This window comes from Dokdonella sp. GW821-FHT11D02 (genome assembly GCF_058808595.1).
The window spans coordinates 586,369-601,603 of sequence record NZ_CM179520.1 but is presented as its reverse complement, the minus strand read 5'-3'; the positions used below and the strand labels follow the sequence as shown (position 1 = coordinate 601,603).

The 15,235-nt window shown below is 67.3% G+C and carries 17 protein-coding genes; 7 read left to right on the top strand and 10 right to left on the bottom strand.

Features of this window, described 5'->3' with window-relative positions; all coding sequences use genetic code 11:
- Positions 1–6 precede the first annotated feature (6 nt).
- From hemC to AC3QL3_RS02470, 4 genes are read right to left on the bottom strand one after another with little or no spacing between them, the layout of a single operon-like run.
- Positions 7–918: a hydroxymethylbilane synthase gene (hemC, locus tag AC3QL3_RS02485; RefSeq protein WP_492896684.1), complete on the bottom strand. Its 912-nt coding sequence runs from the start codon at positions 916–918 to the stop codon at positions 7–9.
- Entirely contained in the window at positions 915–1,661 is a 747-nt protein-coding gene (locus AC3QL3_RS02480) for a LytR/AlgR family response regulator transcription factor (protein WP_492896683.1), read from the bottom strand. The genes hemC and AC3QL3_RS02480 overlap by 4 nt, the downstream gene beginning before the upstream one ends.
- On the bottom strand, positions 1,658–2,731 hold the full coding sequence (locus AC3QL3_RS02475; protein ID WP_492896682.1) for a sensor histidine kinase: 1,074 nt from the start codon (positions 2,729–2,731) through the stop codon (positions 1,658–1,660). Before AC3QL3_RS02475 ends, AC3QL3_RS02480 begins: the two co-directional genes overlap by 4 nt.
- A 58-nt stretch (positions 2,732–2,789) precedes the next feature.
- Entirely contained in the window at positions 2,790–3,458 is a 669-nt protein-coding gene (locus AC3QL3_RS02470; RefSeq protein ID WP_492896680.1) for an alpha/beta hydrolase, read from the bottom strand.
- 131 nt (positions 3,459–3,589) lie between these two features.
- Between AC3QL3_RS02470 and AC3QL3_RS02465 the strand changes: the two genes are divergently transcribed.
- The 5 genes from AC3QL3_RS02465 to AC3QL3_RS02445 all read left to right on the top strand — a co-directional run bounded on the left by AC3QL3_RS02465 (position 3,590) and on the right by AC3QL3_RS02445 (position 9,969).
- Positions 3,590–5,149 carry a malectin domain-containing carbohydrate-binding protein gene (locus tag AC3QL3_RS02465; protein WP_492896679.1) on the top strand — a complete coding sequence of 520 codons (1,560 nt, stop codon included), beginning with the start codon at positions 3,590–3,592 and terminating at the stop codon, positions 5,147–5,149.
- 94 nt (positions 5,150–5,243) lie between these two features.
- Positions 5,244–7,838 carry a S9 family peptidase gene (locus AC3QL3_RS02460; RefSeq protein WP_492896678.1) on the top strand — a complete coding sequence of 865 codons (2,595 nt, stop codon included), beginning with the start codon at positions 5,244–5,246 and terminating at the stop codon, positions 7,836–7,838.
- 50 nt (positions 7,839–7,888) lie between these two features.
- On the top strand, positions 7,889–8,542 hold the full coding sequence (locus AC3QL3_RS02455) for a class I SAM-dependent methyltransferase (protein WP_492896677.1): 654 nt from the start codon (positions 7,889–7,891) through the stop codon (positions 8,540–8,542).
- Between the two features lie 56 nt (positions 8,543–8,598).
- Entirely contained in the window at positions 8,599–9,498 is a 900-nt protein-coding gene (locus tag AC3QL3_RS02450; protein WP_492896676.1) for a GNAT family N-acetyltransferase, read from the top strand.
- 99 nt (positions 9,499–9,597) lie between these two features.
- A complete protein-coding gene (locus AC3QL3_RS02445; RefSeq protein WP_492896675.1) occupies positions 9,598–9,969 on the top strand; it encodes a VOC family protein in 372 nt (123 codons plus the stop codon).
- A gap of 135 nt (positions 9,970–10,104) precedes the next feature.
- Here AC3QL3_RS02445 and AC3QL3_RS02440 read toward each other — a convergent pair whose 3' ends face one another.
- The 3 genes from AC3QL3_RS02440 to AC3QL3_RS02430 all read right to left on the bottom strand — a co-directional run bounded on the left by AC3QL3_RS02440 (position 10,105) and on the right by AC3QL3_RS02430 (position 11,811).
- Positions 10,105–10,581 carry a hypothetical protein gene (locus tag AC3QL3_RS02440; protein ID WP_492896674.1) on the bottom strand — a complete coding sequence of 159 codons (477 nt, stop codon included), beginning with the start codon at positions 10,579–10,581 and terminating at the stop codon, positions 10,105–10,107.
- An 82-nt stretch (positions 10,582–10,663) separates the two neighbouring features.
- Positions 10,664–11,269, bottom strand: coding sequence for a DNA-deoxyinosine glycosylase (locus tag AC3QL3_RS02435; RefSeq protein WP_492896673.1), 606 nt, complete (start codon positions 11,267–11,269; stop codon positions 10,664–10,666).
- A 5-nt stretch (positions 11,270–11,274) separates the two neighbouring features.
- Entirely contained in the window at positions 11,275–11,811 is a 537-nt protein-coding gene (locus AC3QL3_RS02430; protein WP_492896672.1) for a peroxiredoxin, read from the bottom strand.
- Positions 11,812–11,961: 150 nt separating this feature from the next.
- Between AC3QL3_RS02430 and AC3QL3_RS02425 the strand changes: the two genes are divergently transcribed.
- The gene (locus AC3QL3_RS02425) at positions 11,962–12,180 is read left to right on the top strand and encodes a hypothetical protein (RefSeq protein ID WP_492896671.1); all 219 of its coding nucleotides are present in this window, start codon (positions 11,962–11,964) and stop codon (positions 12,178–12,180) included.
- Positions 12,181–12,186: 6 nt separating this feature from the next.
- Here AC3QL3_RS02425 and AC3QL3_RS02420 read toward each other — a convergent pair whose 3' ends face one another.
- The 3 genes from AC3QL3_RS02420 to AC3QL3_RS02410 form a co-directional block, all read right to left on the bottom strand.
- Positions 12,187–12,633 carry an iron chaperone gene (locus AC3QL3_RS02420; protein WP_492896670.1) on the bottom strand — a complete coding sequence of 149 codons (447 nt, stop codon included), beginning with the start codon at positions 12,631–12,633 and terminating at the stop codon, positions 12,187–12,189.
- A gap of 2 nt (positions 12,634–12,635) precedes the next feature.
- Positions 12,636–13,346, bottom strand: a complete 711-nt coding sequence (locus AC3QL3_RS02415) for a hypothetical protein (RefSeq protein WP_492896669.1) — start codon at positions 13,344–13,346, stop codon at positions 12,636–12,638.
- Positions 13,347–13,418: 72 nt separating this feature from the next.
- Complete coding sequence (locus AC3QL3_RS02410; RefSeq protein ID WP_492896667.1) at positions 13,419–13,958, bottom strand: DUF4124 domain-containing protein; 540 nt, start codon at positions 13,956–13,958, stop codon at positions 13,419–13,421.
- A gap of 195 nt (positions 13,959–14,153) precedes the next feature.
- Here AC3QL3_RS02410 and dinB point away from each other — a divergent pair, with 195 nt between their 5' ends.
- Entirely contained in the window at positions 14,154–15,230 is a 1,077-nt protein-coding gene (gene dinB / locus AC3QL3_RS02405; protein ID WP_492896666.1) for a DNA polymerase IV, read from the top strand.
- Positions 15,231–15,235 lie beyond the last annotated feature (5 nt).

Below are 15,235 nucleotides of genomic sequence, written 5' to 3'. Positions count from 1 at the left end.
CCTAGGTCAGCGTCCGAGCATCGCGTCGGCGCCCTGCTCGCGCAGCAGGGCGGCGACGTGTTCGCCGAGCGCCTCCGGCTCGTCGGTGGGACCCGCCGCGTGCGCGCGAATCAGGCGCCCGTCGGCGGCGTCGCCGACCAAGCCCCACAACGCCAGGCCGCTTTCGGTTTCCACGCAGTAGCCGGCGACCGGCACCGTGCAGCTGCCGTGCAGGCTGAGGTTCATCGCGCGCTCGACCGAGGTGCAGCGATGCGTCGCTTCATCATCCAGCGGACGCAGCAGCTCGGCCATCTCGGCATCGCCCTGACGGCATTCCACCGCGATCGCTCCCTGCGCCACTGCAGGCACCCAATCCGGCGGCGCCAGCCGCTCGCGCATGCGTGCGCCGAAGCCGAGCCGCTCGATGCCGGCGCAGGCGAGCACGATCGCGGCGTAGTCGCCGGCGTCGAGCTTGGCCAGGCGCGAGTTCACATTGCCGCGCAAGTCGACCAGTTCGAGGTCGGGCCGCAGCGCGCGCAGCTGCGCTTGCCGGCGCAGTGAGGAAGTGCCCACGCGCGCGCCGTGCGGCAGATCGCGCAGACGTGCGTAGTCGTTGCTGATGAAGGCGTCGGCCGCATCGGCGCGTTCGAGCACGGCCGCGATCGCGAAACCCGGCTCGAGCTGCATCGGCACGTCTTTGTAGGAGTGCACGGCGAGGTCGGCGCGCTGTTCCTGCATCGCCACTTCCAGTTCTTTCAGAAACAGCCCCTTGCCGCCGATCGCCGCCAACGGACGATCGACGATCTGATCGCCGCGCGTGGTCATCGCGACCAGTTCGACTTGCAACTCGGGGTGCAGCGCGCGCAAGCGCGTCGCCACGTGTTCGGCCTGCCACAAGGCCAGCGCGCTGCGCCGCGTGGCGATGCGCACGGTCTTCACAGCGTGCGCACCAGCTTGCGCAAAGCCGGCAAGTTGCGCCGGCTCACTTCCAGCGTGGTCGCCACGCCGCCGATGTTGGCGAACAGACGCCCGTCCGGCGTGCGCGTCAGGCCGCTCAGTCGCGCCAGCGCGACCAGGCAGTTGCGATGGATGCGCACCAAGCTTCCCGAAAATTCTTGTTCCAGTGCTTTCAAAGGTTCCTCGATCAACACTTCGCCCTTGGTGTGGCGGACGATCACGTACTTGTCCTCGGCCAACAGATACTCGATGTCGGCCACCGGCACCAATACCAGGCTGCCGCGCACGCGTGCGCACAAGTGCGTGCGGCGCCGCGCCGGTTCGACCGCGTCGAGCACGCGCGCGCCCTCGCCGTTCCAACGCCGCGCTTTCGCCAGCGCCGCGCGCAAGCGCTCGGCGCGCACCGGCTTGACCAAGTAGTCGACCGCGTTCGCTTCGAACGCAGCCAACGCATGATCGCCGAATGCGGTGCAGAAGATCAGCCCCGGCGCCTGCCCGGTCGAAGGGTTTTCGAGCGTGGCGAGATGTCGCGCCGCTTCCAGCCCGTCCATCACCGGCATGCGAATGTCGAGCAGCACCACGTCCGGCTGCAACCGCGCCGCCGCCTCCAGCGCTTCGCGGCCGTTGCCGGCTTCGCCGACCACGGCGGCGCCCTCGATCTCGGCGAGCAAGGCGGCCAGGCGTTCGCGCGCCAGCGGCTCGTCGTCGGCCAACAGCACCTTCATTTCTGCAGTTCCCCCGGCAGGCGCAAGGTCACCCGAAAAATCGGCGACCCGGCATCGACGCGCAGCTCGGCGCGCGCGCCGAAATGATATTGGATGCGCGCGCGGATGTTCGCCAACGCGACGCCGTTGCGCGCCACCGGCGCGTTGGGCGGCAGCGGATTTTCGATCACGATTTCGGCGCCGCCCGCGTGCGCGCCTGCGCGCAACGCGATGGTGCCGCCGTCGGCCAGCGGCTGGATGCCGTGATAGACCGCGTTTTCGACCAAGGGCTGCAGCAGCAGTCGCGGCAGCGCGAGATCGCGCGGCGCGCCGGCGAAGTCGCGCTCGATGCGCAGGCGTTCGCCCAGACGCAGTTGTTCGATGCGCAGGTAGTGGTCGACCAGATCGAGCTCTTCCCCAAGCGTACCCAGCGCTCCTTCCGAGCCGAGCGCGGCGCGAAACAGATCGGCCAGATCTTCGACCGTGCGCTCGGCTTCGGTCGGGCGCGTGCGGATCAGGCTGACGATGGTGTTCATGCTGTTGAACAGGAAATGCGGGCGGATACGCGCCTGCAAGGCGTCGACTTGCGCGCGCGAAGCCGCGCGCACGCGTTCGCGCCATTGCTCGAGCACGAACAGGTAGCGCAGCAGCGCCGCGGCGATCAACGCGCTGATCGCCGCGTTGGCGAGCACGAAGCGCGAACTCGCCTCGGCCGGCACGCTCAAGCCGAGCCCGAGCGCCTGATCCATGCGGCACACCACCGCCGCGGCCAAGGCCGTCACCGCGACGCCGAGCGCCCACGCGATGAGATAACCCGCGCGTACGTCCAGCCGCGCCAGCGGCTGGCGCAGCGAACACAGCACGACCACGTTCAACAAGGCCAGCCATTGCACGTAGACAGTGGCGACGCCGAGCCGCGGCAGCAAGGCGCGCGCTTGCGCTTCGGGCGCCAGCACGACCAGCAGGGCGACCAGCTCGGCCACCACCATCACGGCGAACAAGGTCGGTGCGCTGCAAAACTGCGGCAGCCAGTTCGGCGCGGGACTCGTGCCCGCGCGCGCCGCCTCTGTGCCCGCTTCCCCCGCTGCCATGCGGCGAGTATAGAGCGCGCCGCCATCGCGGCCTGCGCCGACGGTCGCGCTTTTGCGGCTAGGCCGCGGTCAGTCGCGCGCTGAGCCACTCGCGCAGGTCCGCAATCTCTTCCACGCAGACCTGGTGCGCCATCGGATAGCTGTGCCATTGCACCGCGTAGCCGAAGCCGGCCAGCGCGTCGCGGCTGAACTCGCCCAAGGGCTGCGGCACGACCGGGTCGTGACTGCCGTGCGCCATGAAGATCGGCACGCCGCGATTGGCCGTGCTGCGCTCGGCCGGCGTCTTCTCGGCCAGCGGTAGATACGTCGACAGCGCGACGATGCCGCCCAGCCGCGCCGCATGGCGGACGCCACCGGCCAGCGCGATCGCGCCGCCCTGCGAGAAGCCGGCGACCAGCACGCGCTCGGGCGCGATGCCGCGCGCCTCTTCGCGTGCGATCAACGCGTCGAGCTCGCCGATCGACGCGCGGATGCCGGCTTCGTCCTGCTTGTCGGCGATCGCCATGCCCTTGATGTCGTACCAGGCGCGCATCGGCATGCCGTTGTTGATGGTGACCGGGCGCACCGGCGCATGCGGAAACACGAAGCGCAGCGGCGGCCAGGCGCGATCGACCAGCTCGGGCACGATCGGCGCGAAATCGTTGCCGTCGGCACCCAGACCGTGCAGCCAGACGATCGCGTAGCGCGGCTGAGGCGCGGTTTCGATTTCGACACAAGGGAGAGTCATGATCGGGGCGCCCGGGAAAGTCGGCGAAGGCTGCCGGATCGGCCCGCATTTGCCAAGCGCCGGTCATGCCACAGATCGTGAAACACGACGCGTGCTAGCGTCGCGGCTCAGTATCCTTTGGGGGGATCGCCATGTTGCACAGCCGATACACGGCCCGATTGGCCGCTTTTGCGTTGTCGATTACGACGACACTCGTACACGCCGCCACCAGCAGCGACTTTCTCTACGGGGTCAGCAACACCGGCGGCACGACCTTGAAGTTCCGCTACTTCGTGCCGCCCGACTACGATCCGGCGCAGGCGTATCCGGTGATCCTGTTCCTGCACGGCGCCAGCGAGCGCGGCAGCGACAACGAAGCGCAACTCGGCAACAACGCCAACGGCGCGATGCGCCTGCTCGACGACGCCAACCTCGCACGCCAGCCGGTCTTCATGATCGCGCCGCAGTGTTTCACCAACGGCTGGTGGGGCGGCGCCCCGCTCGAAACCGCGGTCGCGATCGTCGGCCAGATCGCGGCCGAGTACCACATCGATCCGGACCGCGTGTATTTGACCGGCCTGTCGATGGGCGCGATGGGCGCCTGGGCGGCGGCGACTTCGCATCCGGACCTTTTCGCCGCGGTGGTGCCGATGTCGGGCAACGGCGACACCACACCGAGCGTGGTCGCGCGCGTCGCCGGCGTGCCGTTCTGGTTCTTCCATGCCGACAACGACACGACCGTCGGGGTCGGCGGCTCGGACGCGCTCGTCGCCGCGCTGCGCAACGCGGGGGCGAACACCATCTACACACGCTACGACACCGGCGGCCACGGCATCTGGCCGAGCGCCTACATCCACCCGCTGCTGTTCGACTGGATGGTCGCGCAGCGGCGCGGCACACCGAGCATCACCGCGCCGCCGATCCTGCGCATCACGCAACCGACCGCCGCGGCCGCCTGGTCGACCGAAGCGGCCAGCGTCGATCTCGCCGGCAGTGCCAGCCACGGCAGCTTCGCGATCGATGCGGTGAGCTGGCAGATTGCCGGCGGTGCCAGCGGCAGCGCCGGCGGCAGCACCAGCTGGAGCGAGGCTGCAATCCCTCTCCATTCCGGTGCCAATCCGATCCGCGTGATCGCCAGTGGACCGGCGGGCCGCACCGGTTGGGGCGGCAACACCAGCTTCAACGATCAACTGCGCGTGACGCGCGACAACGGACCCGCACCCGAACCCGGCACCGTGATGGCCGCGATCAACGCCGGCGGCGCCGCGTACATGGCCGCGGACGGCACGTCGTACGTCGCCGATACCGCATTCGAGGGCGGCACCACCCAGGTCTCCGCGCACGCGGTCGGCGGCACCGATGACGACGCGCTCTACAACGACTGGCGCTGGGGTAATTTCGCCTACCACCTGCCGTTGCCGCCCGGACCGTATCGGGTCGAGCTGCAGTTCGCCGACACCTACAACACCGCGGCAGGCCAGCGCGTGTTCGACGTCTCGGTCGAAGGCGTTCGCGTGCTGGACGACTTCGACATCATCGCCGCCTACGGCCCCGATACCGCGGTTGTGCGCCGCTTCGACGTCGAGGTCGACGACGGCGTGCTCGACCTCGTCTTCGCCAACGGCAGCGCCGGCAGCGCTCGGCTCGACGCCCTGCGCGTGATCCGTGCCGACCACGAAGCGGTCTTCGCGGACGGTTTCGAGGCGGACTGAGGCTCGCCGGCGGCGCCGGCTGACTTTCGGCGGATAGACCGACGCCGTTCAGCCGTTATGCTGCGCGCTTTGTCTCGCCGTTCGGAGAAACCGCATGCAGCGCGCCGCCACCATTCCCGCATCGGACAGCCCAGGCTGGCCCGCCCATTCCCCTCGCGCGCCGGACCGCCGAGAGGGAACCCGCCCGCGGCAAACGAGCCGGATCGGCGCAACCGGCGGTAGCGCCGCGCTGCTCGGGCGGCAGCTCGCGACGGCCTCCCTGGTCGCCCTGCTCAGCCTCGCCGCCGCGCCCGCACGCGCGGTCACGATCGAGCAGGCGATGGCCGATCCCGATTGGATCGGTGCGCCGGTGCAGCAACCGTATTGGAGCGTCGACGGACGCAGCGTGTATTACCGCCTCAAGCGCAGCGGTTCGCCGGTGCGCGACCTGCATCGGATCGATCTCGCCGACGGCAAGGACACGATCGTGGACCCGGCGGCGATGGCGAATGCCGACGGCCCGGAGGCGATTTTCGACCGCGCGCGCCGCCGCGCCGCCTTCGTGCGCAACGGCGACGTGTTCCTGCGCGACCTCGGCAGCGGTCGCCTGACCCAGGTCACGCGTACGCCGCAGGCTGAAGCCTCGCCGCAGTTCTCCGCCGACGGCCGCGCGCTGCACTACCGCAGCGGCAGCGACTGGTTCGTCTACGACATCGCCGCCGGCGTCGCCGGACCGGCCGCGCTGGTGCGCGCCGAGAAAGACCCCGAAGCGAAGAAGCCCGACGATCTCGCCCAGCAGCAGCTGCGCTACTTCTCCACCCTGCGCAAGCTCAAATCCGATCGCGAAGCGCAGAAGAAGCACGCCGAAGAATTCGCCAGCGGCGATCCGACACGCGCGCCACTGCCGTTCTATCTCGGCGACGAGGTCAAGATCGAGGCGACCTCGTTGTCGCCCGATGGCCGGCGCTTGCTGGTCGTGACCTCGCCCAAGAATCACGAAGCAGGTCGCGCCGGCAAGCTGCAGCGTTTCGTGACCGAGTCGGGTTACGAGGAACAGGAAGAAGAGCGCACGCGCGTCGGTCGCAACAATCCGGCGCCGCAATCGCTGCTGCTGCTCGATCTCGCCAAGCACGAACAACACGCTCTCGCCTACGAAGATCTTCCCGGCATCCACGACGACCCGCTCAAGGCGGTGCGCGAAGAGAACGACAAGCGCCGGCGCGAACTCGGTCTCGACGCCAAAGCGGACGGCGACGGCAAGGACAAAAAGAAATCCGAGAAGAAGAACGAAAAGAAAGAAGACGCGAAAGGCCGCGCCGTGCGCATCGTCGCCGACAGCGAGGACGGCGGCGGCGGCGGTATCGCCTGGAGCGAGGACGGCGCCGCGCTGGCGATCCAGATTCGCGCGATCGACAACAAGGACCGCTGGATCGCGACGGTCGACTTCGACCGCGCCAAACTGCTGCCGCAGCATCGCTTGACCGATGCGGCCTGGATCAACTGGGGCTTCAACGACTTCGGCTGGCAGAAGGACAACCGCACGCTGTGGTACCTGTCCGAAGAAGGCGGCTATTCGCAGCTGTATGCGAAGACGCAAGGCGGCAAGGCGACCGCGTTGACGCACGGCCAGTTCGAAGTTTCGTCACCGACACTGTCGCCGGACGGCCGCTGGTTCTATCTGCGCGCCAACGTCGAAGCGCCGTACGCCTACGACGTGTATCGCGTCGCGGTCAGCGGCGGTGCGCTCGAACGCCTGACCCAGTACAAGGCGGCGCAACAGTTCGCACTGTCGCCCGACGGCAGCCAGCTCGCGCTGCTGCATTCGAGCGCCTACGTGCCGGCACAGCTTTCCGTCGCCGCGGCGGAGTCGAATGCGACGCCGCGCGAGCTCACCGATACGCGCACCGCCGAGTACAAGGCGATGAGCTGGCTCGCGCCGGAAATCGTCGCGGTGCCTTCCTCGCACACCAAGCTGCCGATCTACGCGAAGTTCTACAAACCGAAGGATTTCGACGCCTCCAAGAAATACCCCGCCGTGCTGTTCGTGCACGGCGCCGGCTATCTGCAGAACGTGCACCTCGGCTTCCCGGCGTATTTCCGCGAGCAGATGTTCCACAACCTCCTAACCGAGCACGGCTACGTCGTGCTCGACATGGACTATCGCGCCAGCGAAGGCTACGGCCGCGACTGGCGCACCGCGATCTACCGCCAGATGGGCCATCCCGAACTGGAAGACCTGATCGACGGCGTGCACTGGCTGGAGAAGAATGCGGCGGCCGATCCGGGCCGTGTCGGTTTGTACGGCGGCTCCTACGGCGGCTTCATGGCCTTGATGGCGATGTTCCGCGCACCGGACCAGTTCAAGGCCGGCGCCGCCTTGCGCCCGGTCACCGACTGGGCGCAGTACAACCACGAATACACCTCCAACATCCTCAACACGCCGCAACTCGATCCGATCGCCTACGAGCGCTCCTCGCCGATCGAGTTCGCCGACGGCCTCAAGGGCTCGCTGCTGATTGCGCACGGCATGATCGACGACAATGTGCTGTTCGAAGACTCGGTGCGGCTGTACCAGAAGCTGATCGAGCTGAAGAAGAACGACTTCGAACTCGCCGGCTATCCGCTCGAACGCCACGGCTTCGTGCACGCCGATGCCTGGTTGGACGAGTACAAGCGCATCTACAAGCTGTTCGAGACTCGCCTGAAGTAGGCGCCAGAAACGATCGGCACCCGCATGCACCCCGCGAAGAGGCCACTGCGATGAACGAAGGATTCCTGCACAAGTACTTCCTCAACAACGCGCGCAAGCCGTTGCACAAGTGGCTGCATTATTTCGACATCTACGAACGTCACTTCGCGCGCTTCCGCGGCACCTCCCCGGTGATGATCGAGATCGGGGTATGGGCCGGCGGATCGTTGCAGATGTGGAAGGAATACTTCGGGCCCGGTAGCCGCATCGTCGGCATCGACATCGATCCGGAATGCAAGAAGCACGAAGCGGACGGCATCGAGATCTTCATCGGCAGCCAGGACGACCCGCATCTGATCGATGCGGTTTTCTCCAAGTACCCGACCGTGGACATCGTGCTCGACGACGGCAGTCACGTGATGAAGCACATGATCGCGTCGTTCGAGCTGATGTACGACCGCGTGCAGCCCAATGGCGTCTACATGGTCGAGGACACGCACACCTGCTACTGGGATCAGTTCGACGGCGGGCTCGGGCGCCGCGGCAGCTTCATGGAAATGGTCAAGCACCGGCTCGACGAGATCAACGCGAACTACACCGGCGGTGCCGTACCGATCTCGCCGTTCACGCGCGGCACCGACTGCATCGCCTGCTACGACAGCGTGGTCGTATTCGAGCGCCGGCCGCAGGGCGCGCGACAGGCACCGATCACCGCGCCGATGTAGTGGCAACGCGGCCACGCGCATTCGGCGGCGCCGCGAACGAAATCGAGTTTGAACTGATGCAGGAGGATCTCGTGCAAGGCCCCGAGCTGATCGAAGCCTGGCGTTCCACCATCCAAGGAGCGGACAAGTCGTGGGTACTGTTCGAGAACGGCACCTGTGTGATCCTAATGCAACCGCAAGCCGATCTCGCGGTGCAGGCGACAGCGTTGTTACGCGAGTTCGGACCGGTCCAAATCGGCACCTCGTCCGGCGATTTCGACAGCATCGAACTTGAGAACGGCTGTGGCTGGGTGGTCACCTGCCATCACAGCGATATTCTCAGCTTGGTCGGACACGACGAGGCGGATGCGGATTCCGGCGATCTGGTGATCGGTCTGCTCGGCCGCGGCAAGCGCGACCAGGATGCGCAGCAACTGCGCGTGCTGCACGTCGAAGACCGGCGGCCCGGCGCGCGCGTCGCATCGCCCGAATCGAGCGCGAGTGTTTTGATGGTGCGGGCCGCCGAGGCGGACGAACTGGATGCCTTGGCGCGGCTCTGGCACGACGCCTGGCGCGACGCGCACGCGCACCTGATGCCGCCGGAACTGGTGCTGCTGCGCACGTTCGAAAGCTTCCGCGAGCGGCTCGCCGAAGGGCTCGCGAGCGTGCGCGCGACGGGCCCGCTCGGTGCACCGAGCGGTTTCTGCATGATCCACGAGGAGGAGCTGTATCAGCTCTTCGTCGCCGCGCACGCACGCGGCTCGGGCGTCGCCGCGATCTTGCTCGCCGACGGCGAGGCACGACTCGCCGCGGCCGGTGTCCGCACCGCCTGGCTCGCCTGCGCGATCGGCAACGAACGCGCGGCGCGCTTCTACGAGAAGAACGGCTGGCAGCGGCGCGGCGTCGAGGCGATTCCGGTCGTCACCTCCGACGGCCCCTTCCCCTTAGATGTTTGGCGCTACGAGAAAACGCTGTAGCCGTCGCGATGCGGTCGGCCGGTGCTGCTCGCTGGGGTATCGTGTCGCCGCGATGCCGCGGCGCGCGGCGGCGTTTCCACCACCCAGCGGGAGACTGCGATGCAACTCGGCGCGTTTTCGATCAGCCTGACGGTCAAGGACATCCACGCTTCGAAGCAGTTCTACGAGAAGTTCGGCTTTGAAGCCTTCGGCGGCGACGCCGCGCAGAACTGGCTGATCCTGAAAAACGGCGACTGCATCATCGGCCTGTTCCAGGGCATGTTTGAACGCAACATGCTGACCTTCAATCCCGGCTGGAACAGTGATGCACAAAAACTCGCCGCGTTCACCGACGTGCGCGAGCTGCAGCGCCGGCTGAAGGCGCAAGGCGTCGAGCTGATCACGCAAGCGGATGAGAACGGCAGCGGCCCGGCCAGCTTCCTCGCCCTCGACCCGGACGGCAATCCGGTCCTGGTCGACCAGCACGTGTAACGACGATCGCTCGCTTATCGCCGAAGCTCGCCCCGATCGCTAGTCCGGGCCAGACGCAATCCGCCTTCTTCATGCAAACAAAAGCCCGCGCCGTACGGCGCGGGCTTTCGACGAACTCAACGGCTGCGACGCGGCTTACTGCTTGGCGTCCTTGTGCGCCTTGGCACCAGCCTTGCTGATCGTGAATGCACCCACGCTCACGCCCAGTTCGATGCCTTCACCGGCGCCGGCCAGAGCCAAGGACACCGTGCCCTTGGTCAACACCTGCGCGGTGCCGGCCTTGATCGCGCCGGCACTGGCGTCGCCCTTGGCGTAGGTGCCGAGCACGTCTTCGATCTTGCGCACGTCGGTGAAACGGCCGCTGCCGTTGTCGATGTGCGACTTGCCGGCGGTCAAGCCGCCGCCCTTCGATTCGATCTTCACGCGCATCGACTTGCCGTTGGCGCAAGTCACCACGCCGTGGCCTTCGGCGTGCTTGTAGATCAGCGACCAACCGGTCAACGAGAAGCGCAGCTTGCAGTCGAGGTCCGCCTCTTCTGCGCTCGCGCGCTGCGGGGCGAGGACAGCGAAACCGAACGCGACAGCAGCCAGTACCGCGAGAGACGATTTCATCAGCATTGCTCCTTGTGGGTGAAAGGGGCCCAAAGGTTGTCGCAGATTAGCTGAACGAGCGAGAACTGAGGTGAAGCCTCTGTCATGCAGCGCCGTCGGCCGCCGTCGGCGAGGAAACCCATCGCTCCAGTTCGCGCCAGCGCTCGAACTTGAGCGCGCGCGACATCGACGCGTTGGCAGGACTGGTCGAAGGCAGCGCCAGGATCGCTACCCGTGCGCGCGTCGCGGCATCGAACGTCGGCGCGATGCGGCGCGCGAACACCTGCTGCGCCTTGGCCCCGTTCAGCGCGATCGCGGCGATGCTCGGGTGCGTGCGCAGCAAGCCGGAGATGTCGTTGGGGACTTCGCTGGCAGCGACGATGCCGCTGTCGAGGCTGCCCGTACGTTCGCAGCGTTCGAGCACGTCCCAGATACCGATGCCGAGTGCGTGCAGACACGCGATGCGCTCGGCGTACGGCCGTTCCGACCCGGCGCCGTACAACATGCCCATGAACGGCCAGAACAGGTTGTAGGGATGCGCGTAGGACTGCCGCTGCGCCAGTGAAGCCACGCTCGGTACGGTGCCGAGCAAGAGCAGCCGGCAGCCGGCTCCGACCTGCGGCGGGAAGCTTTCGACGATCGGGCTTGCCGCGTCGGGGCGCAGGCGCGGAGCGGCCGTCTTCGCCGCGCCGCGCTTGGGCGAACCCATGCCGCTCAGCCTTTTGCCTTCTTCAACGCGGCGAGATCGGCCAGCACTTGCTTGGAGTTCTCCTTCGGATCGACGTCGAGGTAGCGCTTGGCGACCTTGCCCTGCGGATCGATCAGGAAGGTTTCGCGGCGCGCATAGCTCTTGCCGAGCTTGGAGGTCAAAACGCCGTAGTTCTTGGCCACGCTCGAATCCGCGTCGGACAGCAGACGGAACGGCACCTTGTACTTCTCGGCGAACTCGGCGTGCGACTTGACGTCGTCGAGGCTGACGCCGAACACGTCCGCACCAGCCTTGCGCAACTCGATGATGTCGTCGCGGAATGCGCACACCTCGGTGGTGCAGCCGGGCGTGAAATCCTTCGGATAGAAGTACAGAACGACCCATTTTCCGTTTTCGCCGGCGAGCGTGTGCCAATCGCCCTTCTGATCCTGCAGGCGGAAATCCGGCGCAGCCTGGCCGACCGCGGGACCGGCGTCTGCTTCGGCGGCGAACGCGGGTGCCGCGACCAGCAGTGCGAGCAGAAGCATCAACAGGCGTTTCATGATCGGTTTCCTTGCAATGGGTGCGCCGCGTCGGGCGCAAGGATGGGAAGCGCAGTCTAACGCTGCGTGAAGACAGACCGGCGCACGGCGCGAAATCGTTCATCGGCGTTTGTTAGCATCGACCTGCACGCGGCGCGGCGGAGCATCGTCTTGGTCCTGAAACGCCTCTATCACGCGCACGGCAGCGACGGCAAAGACTACGAGATCCACGTCTATGTCGAGCCGGCCAGCCACGAGAATGCGCACATCGAGCGCCTGGCGAAGGTGTGTCTGGCCGACGGCGGCGAATTGCGCGTGCTGTCCAAGCGCCACTACGAAGTGGTCGCCACCGGCGTGCGGCTGGAAGCGCACGATCCGGATGCGATCTAGCCGCGGTCAACCCTGCCGGCTGCGCTCGTGACGGGCAATGAATTCGTCCACCGGCATGCCGGCGATCAGCTGGCCGATCGCCTCCAGCGGCAAGTCCTCGGTCCGCTTGAAGCGCAGGCAGCTTTTGCCGAGATCGAGCTTCTTGCCGGCCGCGGCGAAGGCGTCGCGCAGCGCAGCCTCGCGTTGCGGATCGAGATAGATGCCGGTCAAGTACAGCGAGTAAGCGTTCTTCTGCGCGGCGAACGCGGCGTAACCGAGCGGCTGGCCGTTGTAGGTGTCGGGGTAACGCGCGAGCGGCACTTCGTAGCTCGGCATGCCCCAGTTCATCGTCTCCACGTAGCCCTTCGGCAAATGGTCGACGATCAGCTTGCGCAAAGTTTCGGCGATCGCGCGACGCTCGGCGGGCAGCTCCCGCAGATACGCATCCACCGTCGCCGCCACACTGCGCGCCACGCTTATCCCTTCTTCACCGGCGGAAACTTGTCCGCTTCGAAACCGCCGACCTCGAACGTCAACGTGCGCGGACCGCGCTCCTTCTCGATCACCTCGATCGCAATCTTCTGCGTGCTGCCGAGGCGCTCGAGGAAGGCCTTGTCGTCGGAGATGAAAACGGCCGGCTCGCCGGTTTCCGGAAGATAGGCCTTCAGGCGCCGCACCGGCTGTTCATCGAAACGCACGCTCACCGTGCAGCTCTTGCCGCACTCGAAGCCCTTGCCGTTGCCGAACAGATACACGCTCTGGCCCCAGGCGGAGTGCCGGCGCAGCACCAAGCGCACACGCGTCTCGGTCGGATCGCCGCTGTAGATCGAGGCGGTGTTCTGCGTACCACCCGATTCCTTGCCAGACTGGTACGACCACAGGCGTTCCAGCCGCCGCCGCGTCGCCAGCGCAGTCCCTTTGGCGGTGACGTCGGCCAGCGTCTCCTGCACTTCTTTGGCGGCCGCGCTCTGCGGATACTTCGCCACGATCTCGGCGCCGATCGGCGCTGCGAGTTCGTAGGCCTTTTCCTGCTGCAGTTGCCGATACAGAGCCAGCTCCTTCGTCCCTTGCGTCTCGGCGGCCGGCGCCGCGGCCGCCGGGGTCTGCGCCGGCGGCGTCGAGCGCGAGCACGCGGCCGGCAAGGCGGCGAGCAGGATCAAGGCCAGGACTCGGCAGTTGGCAGGCATCGGCTCACTCCGCAGGAATCGGCGGCATCGTAAACGCGACGGCGTTACATATCCGCAAAGTGCGCCGCGAAATCAGTAGCGGCGACAGGGGTCGCGGCCGGCGTTGCGTTCGTAGGTCGAAACGCTTTCGTCGAATTCGCGCCCGTTGCGCCCGCCGCGAGCGAGCCGCTTGCACGCTTCCGAGCGCGACAGCGGCGTCGCCGAGACCGGCGTCGAGCGCGAACTGCCGCGGCTTGCCTCGCCGCGCCGAGCGATCGACTTCGGACAGGAGGAGTGGCGATAGAACACCTCGCCGTTGGCGCCGCGGCATTCGTAGGAGGTGGGCTCGGCTTGCGCGCTGCCACGCGAGGCACTGCGCGATCGGCGCGGCGACGACGCCGTTCGCGCAGCTGCCGCACTCCCGTAGTCAGGCGAAGGCGCTGCCGGCGGCGCCGGCGCCAAGTTCACCTGAGTCTGCCCCTGCGAAGGTGCGCAGGCGCGGTCTTGATAGGCAATCGCACCGTCGGCGGCGCGACATCGGTACACCGGCTCGGCTTCGGCGAGCGCGACCGCGCACAACAACAGCCAGCCGAGTCTCGACAGCGAACGAGCGAGGATCGCGTGAACGGGCATGCGCGGGCTCCGAAAGTGGATAGCGCATGCTGCCGTGCGCACCGTTTCGCCGCGATGCGCGAAGCACGCGTCGCGACGTAGGAAAATCTCGCGCCCCCGAGAACGGTTTCGACTCGACCCGCATCGCTCGCACGAGCCTCGACGCACCGGCCCGACGGAGTACGATGCCGACGTTAGCCGGTCCGCCGCTTTTGCATGCGCAAGATCATCCACGTCGACATGGACGCGTTCTATGCCTCGGTCGAGCAGCGCGACGATCCGTCCTTGCGCGGCCGGCCGGTGGTGGTCGCATGGCGCGGGCAGCGCTCGGTGGTTTGCGCGGCCAGCTACGAGGCGCGCCGGTTCGGCGTGCGCTCGGCGATGCCGGCGATGCGCGCCGAGCGGCTGTGCCCGGACGCGGTCTTCGTCGCGCCGGACTTCACGCGCTATCGCGCGGTGTCGCGCCAGGTACGCGAGATCCTGCTGCGCCACACCGAGCTGGTCGAACCGCTGTCGCTGGACGAGGCCTATCTCGACGTGACCGAGGCGAAATCCGAGCTGCCTTCGGCGACCGCGATCGCGCGGCGCGTGCGCGAGCAGATTCGCGAGGAGACGCAGCTGACCGCCTCGGCCGGCGTCGCGCCGGCGAAGTTCCTGGCCAAGATCGCCTCCGACTGGCGCAAACCGGACGGCTTGTTCGTGATCCGCCCGCACGAAGTCGAAGCGTTCCTCGAACCCTTGCCGGTAGCGCGCATCCACGGCGTCGGCAAGGTCATGGAAGGCAAGCTGACCGCGCTCGGCTTGCGCACGGTCGGCGAGCTGCGCCGTGTCGAAGTGGCGGAACTCGAACGCCATTTCGGCCGCTACGGCCGGCGCCTGTCCGAACTCGCGCACGGCATCGACCGCGGCGAGGTCAAGCCGGACCGCCCGACGCAATCGATCTCGGCCGAGGACACCTTCGCGACCGACCAGCCGCTGGCCGCTACCGAGACGATGATCCGCGAACTCGCCGTGCGCGTCTGGGCCGCCGCGTGCAAGACCGAGCGCATCGGCCGCACCGTGGTGCTGAAGCTGAAGACCAAGGACTTCCGCATCCTCACGCGCAGCCGCACGCCGGGCGTGCCGCCGCGCTCGGCGGCGGAACTAACCGAACTCGCGCTGGAACTGCGCGGCCATGTCGACGCGCCGCCGACCACGCTGTACCGCCTCGCCGGCGTCGGCCTGGCCAATTTCGTCGACGCCGACGACACACCCTTGCAATCGGGCTTGTTCGACGGCGGCGAGCCGATCTGAAACCG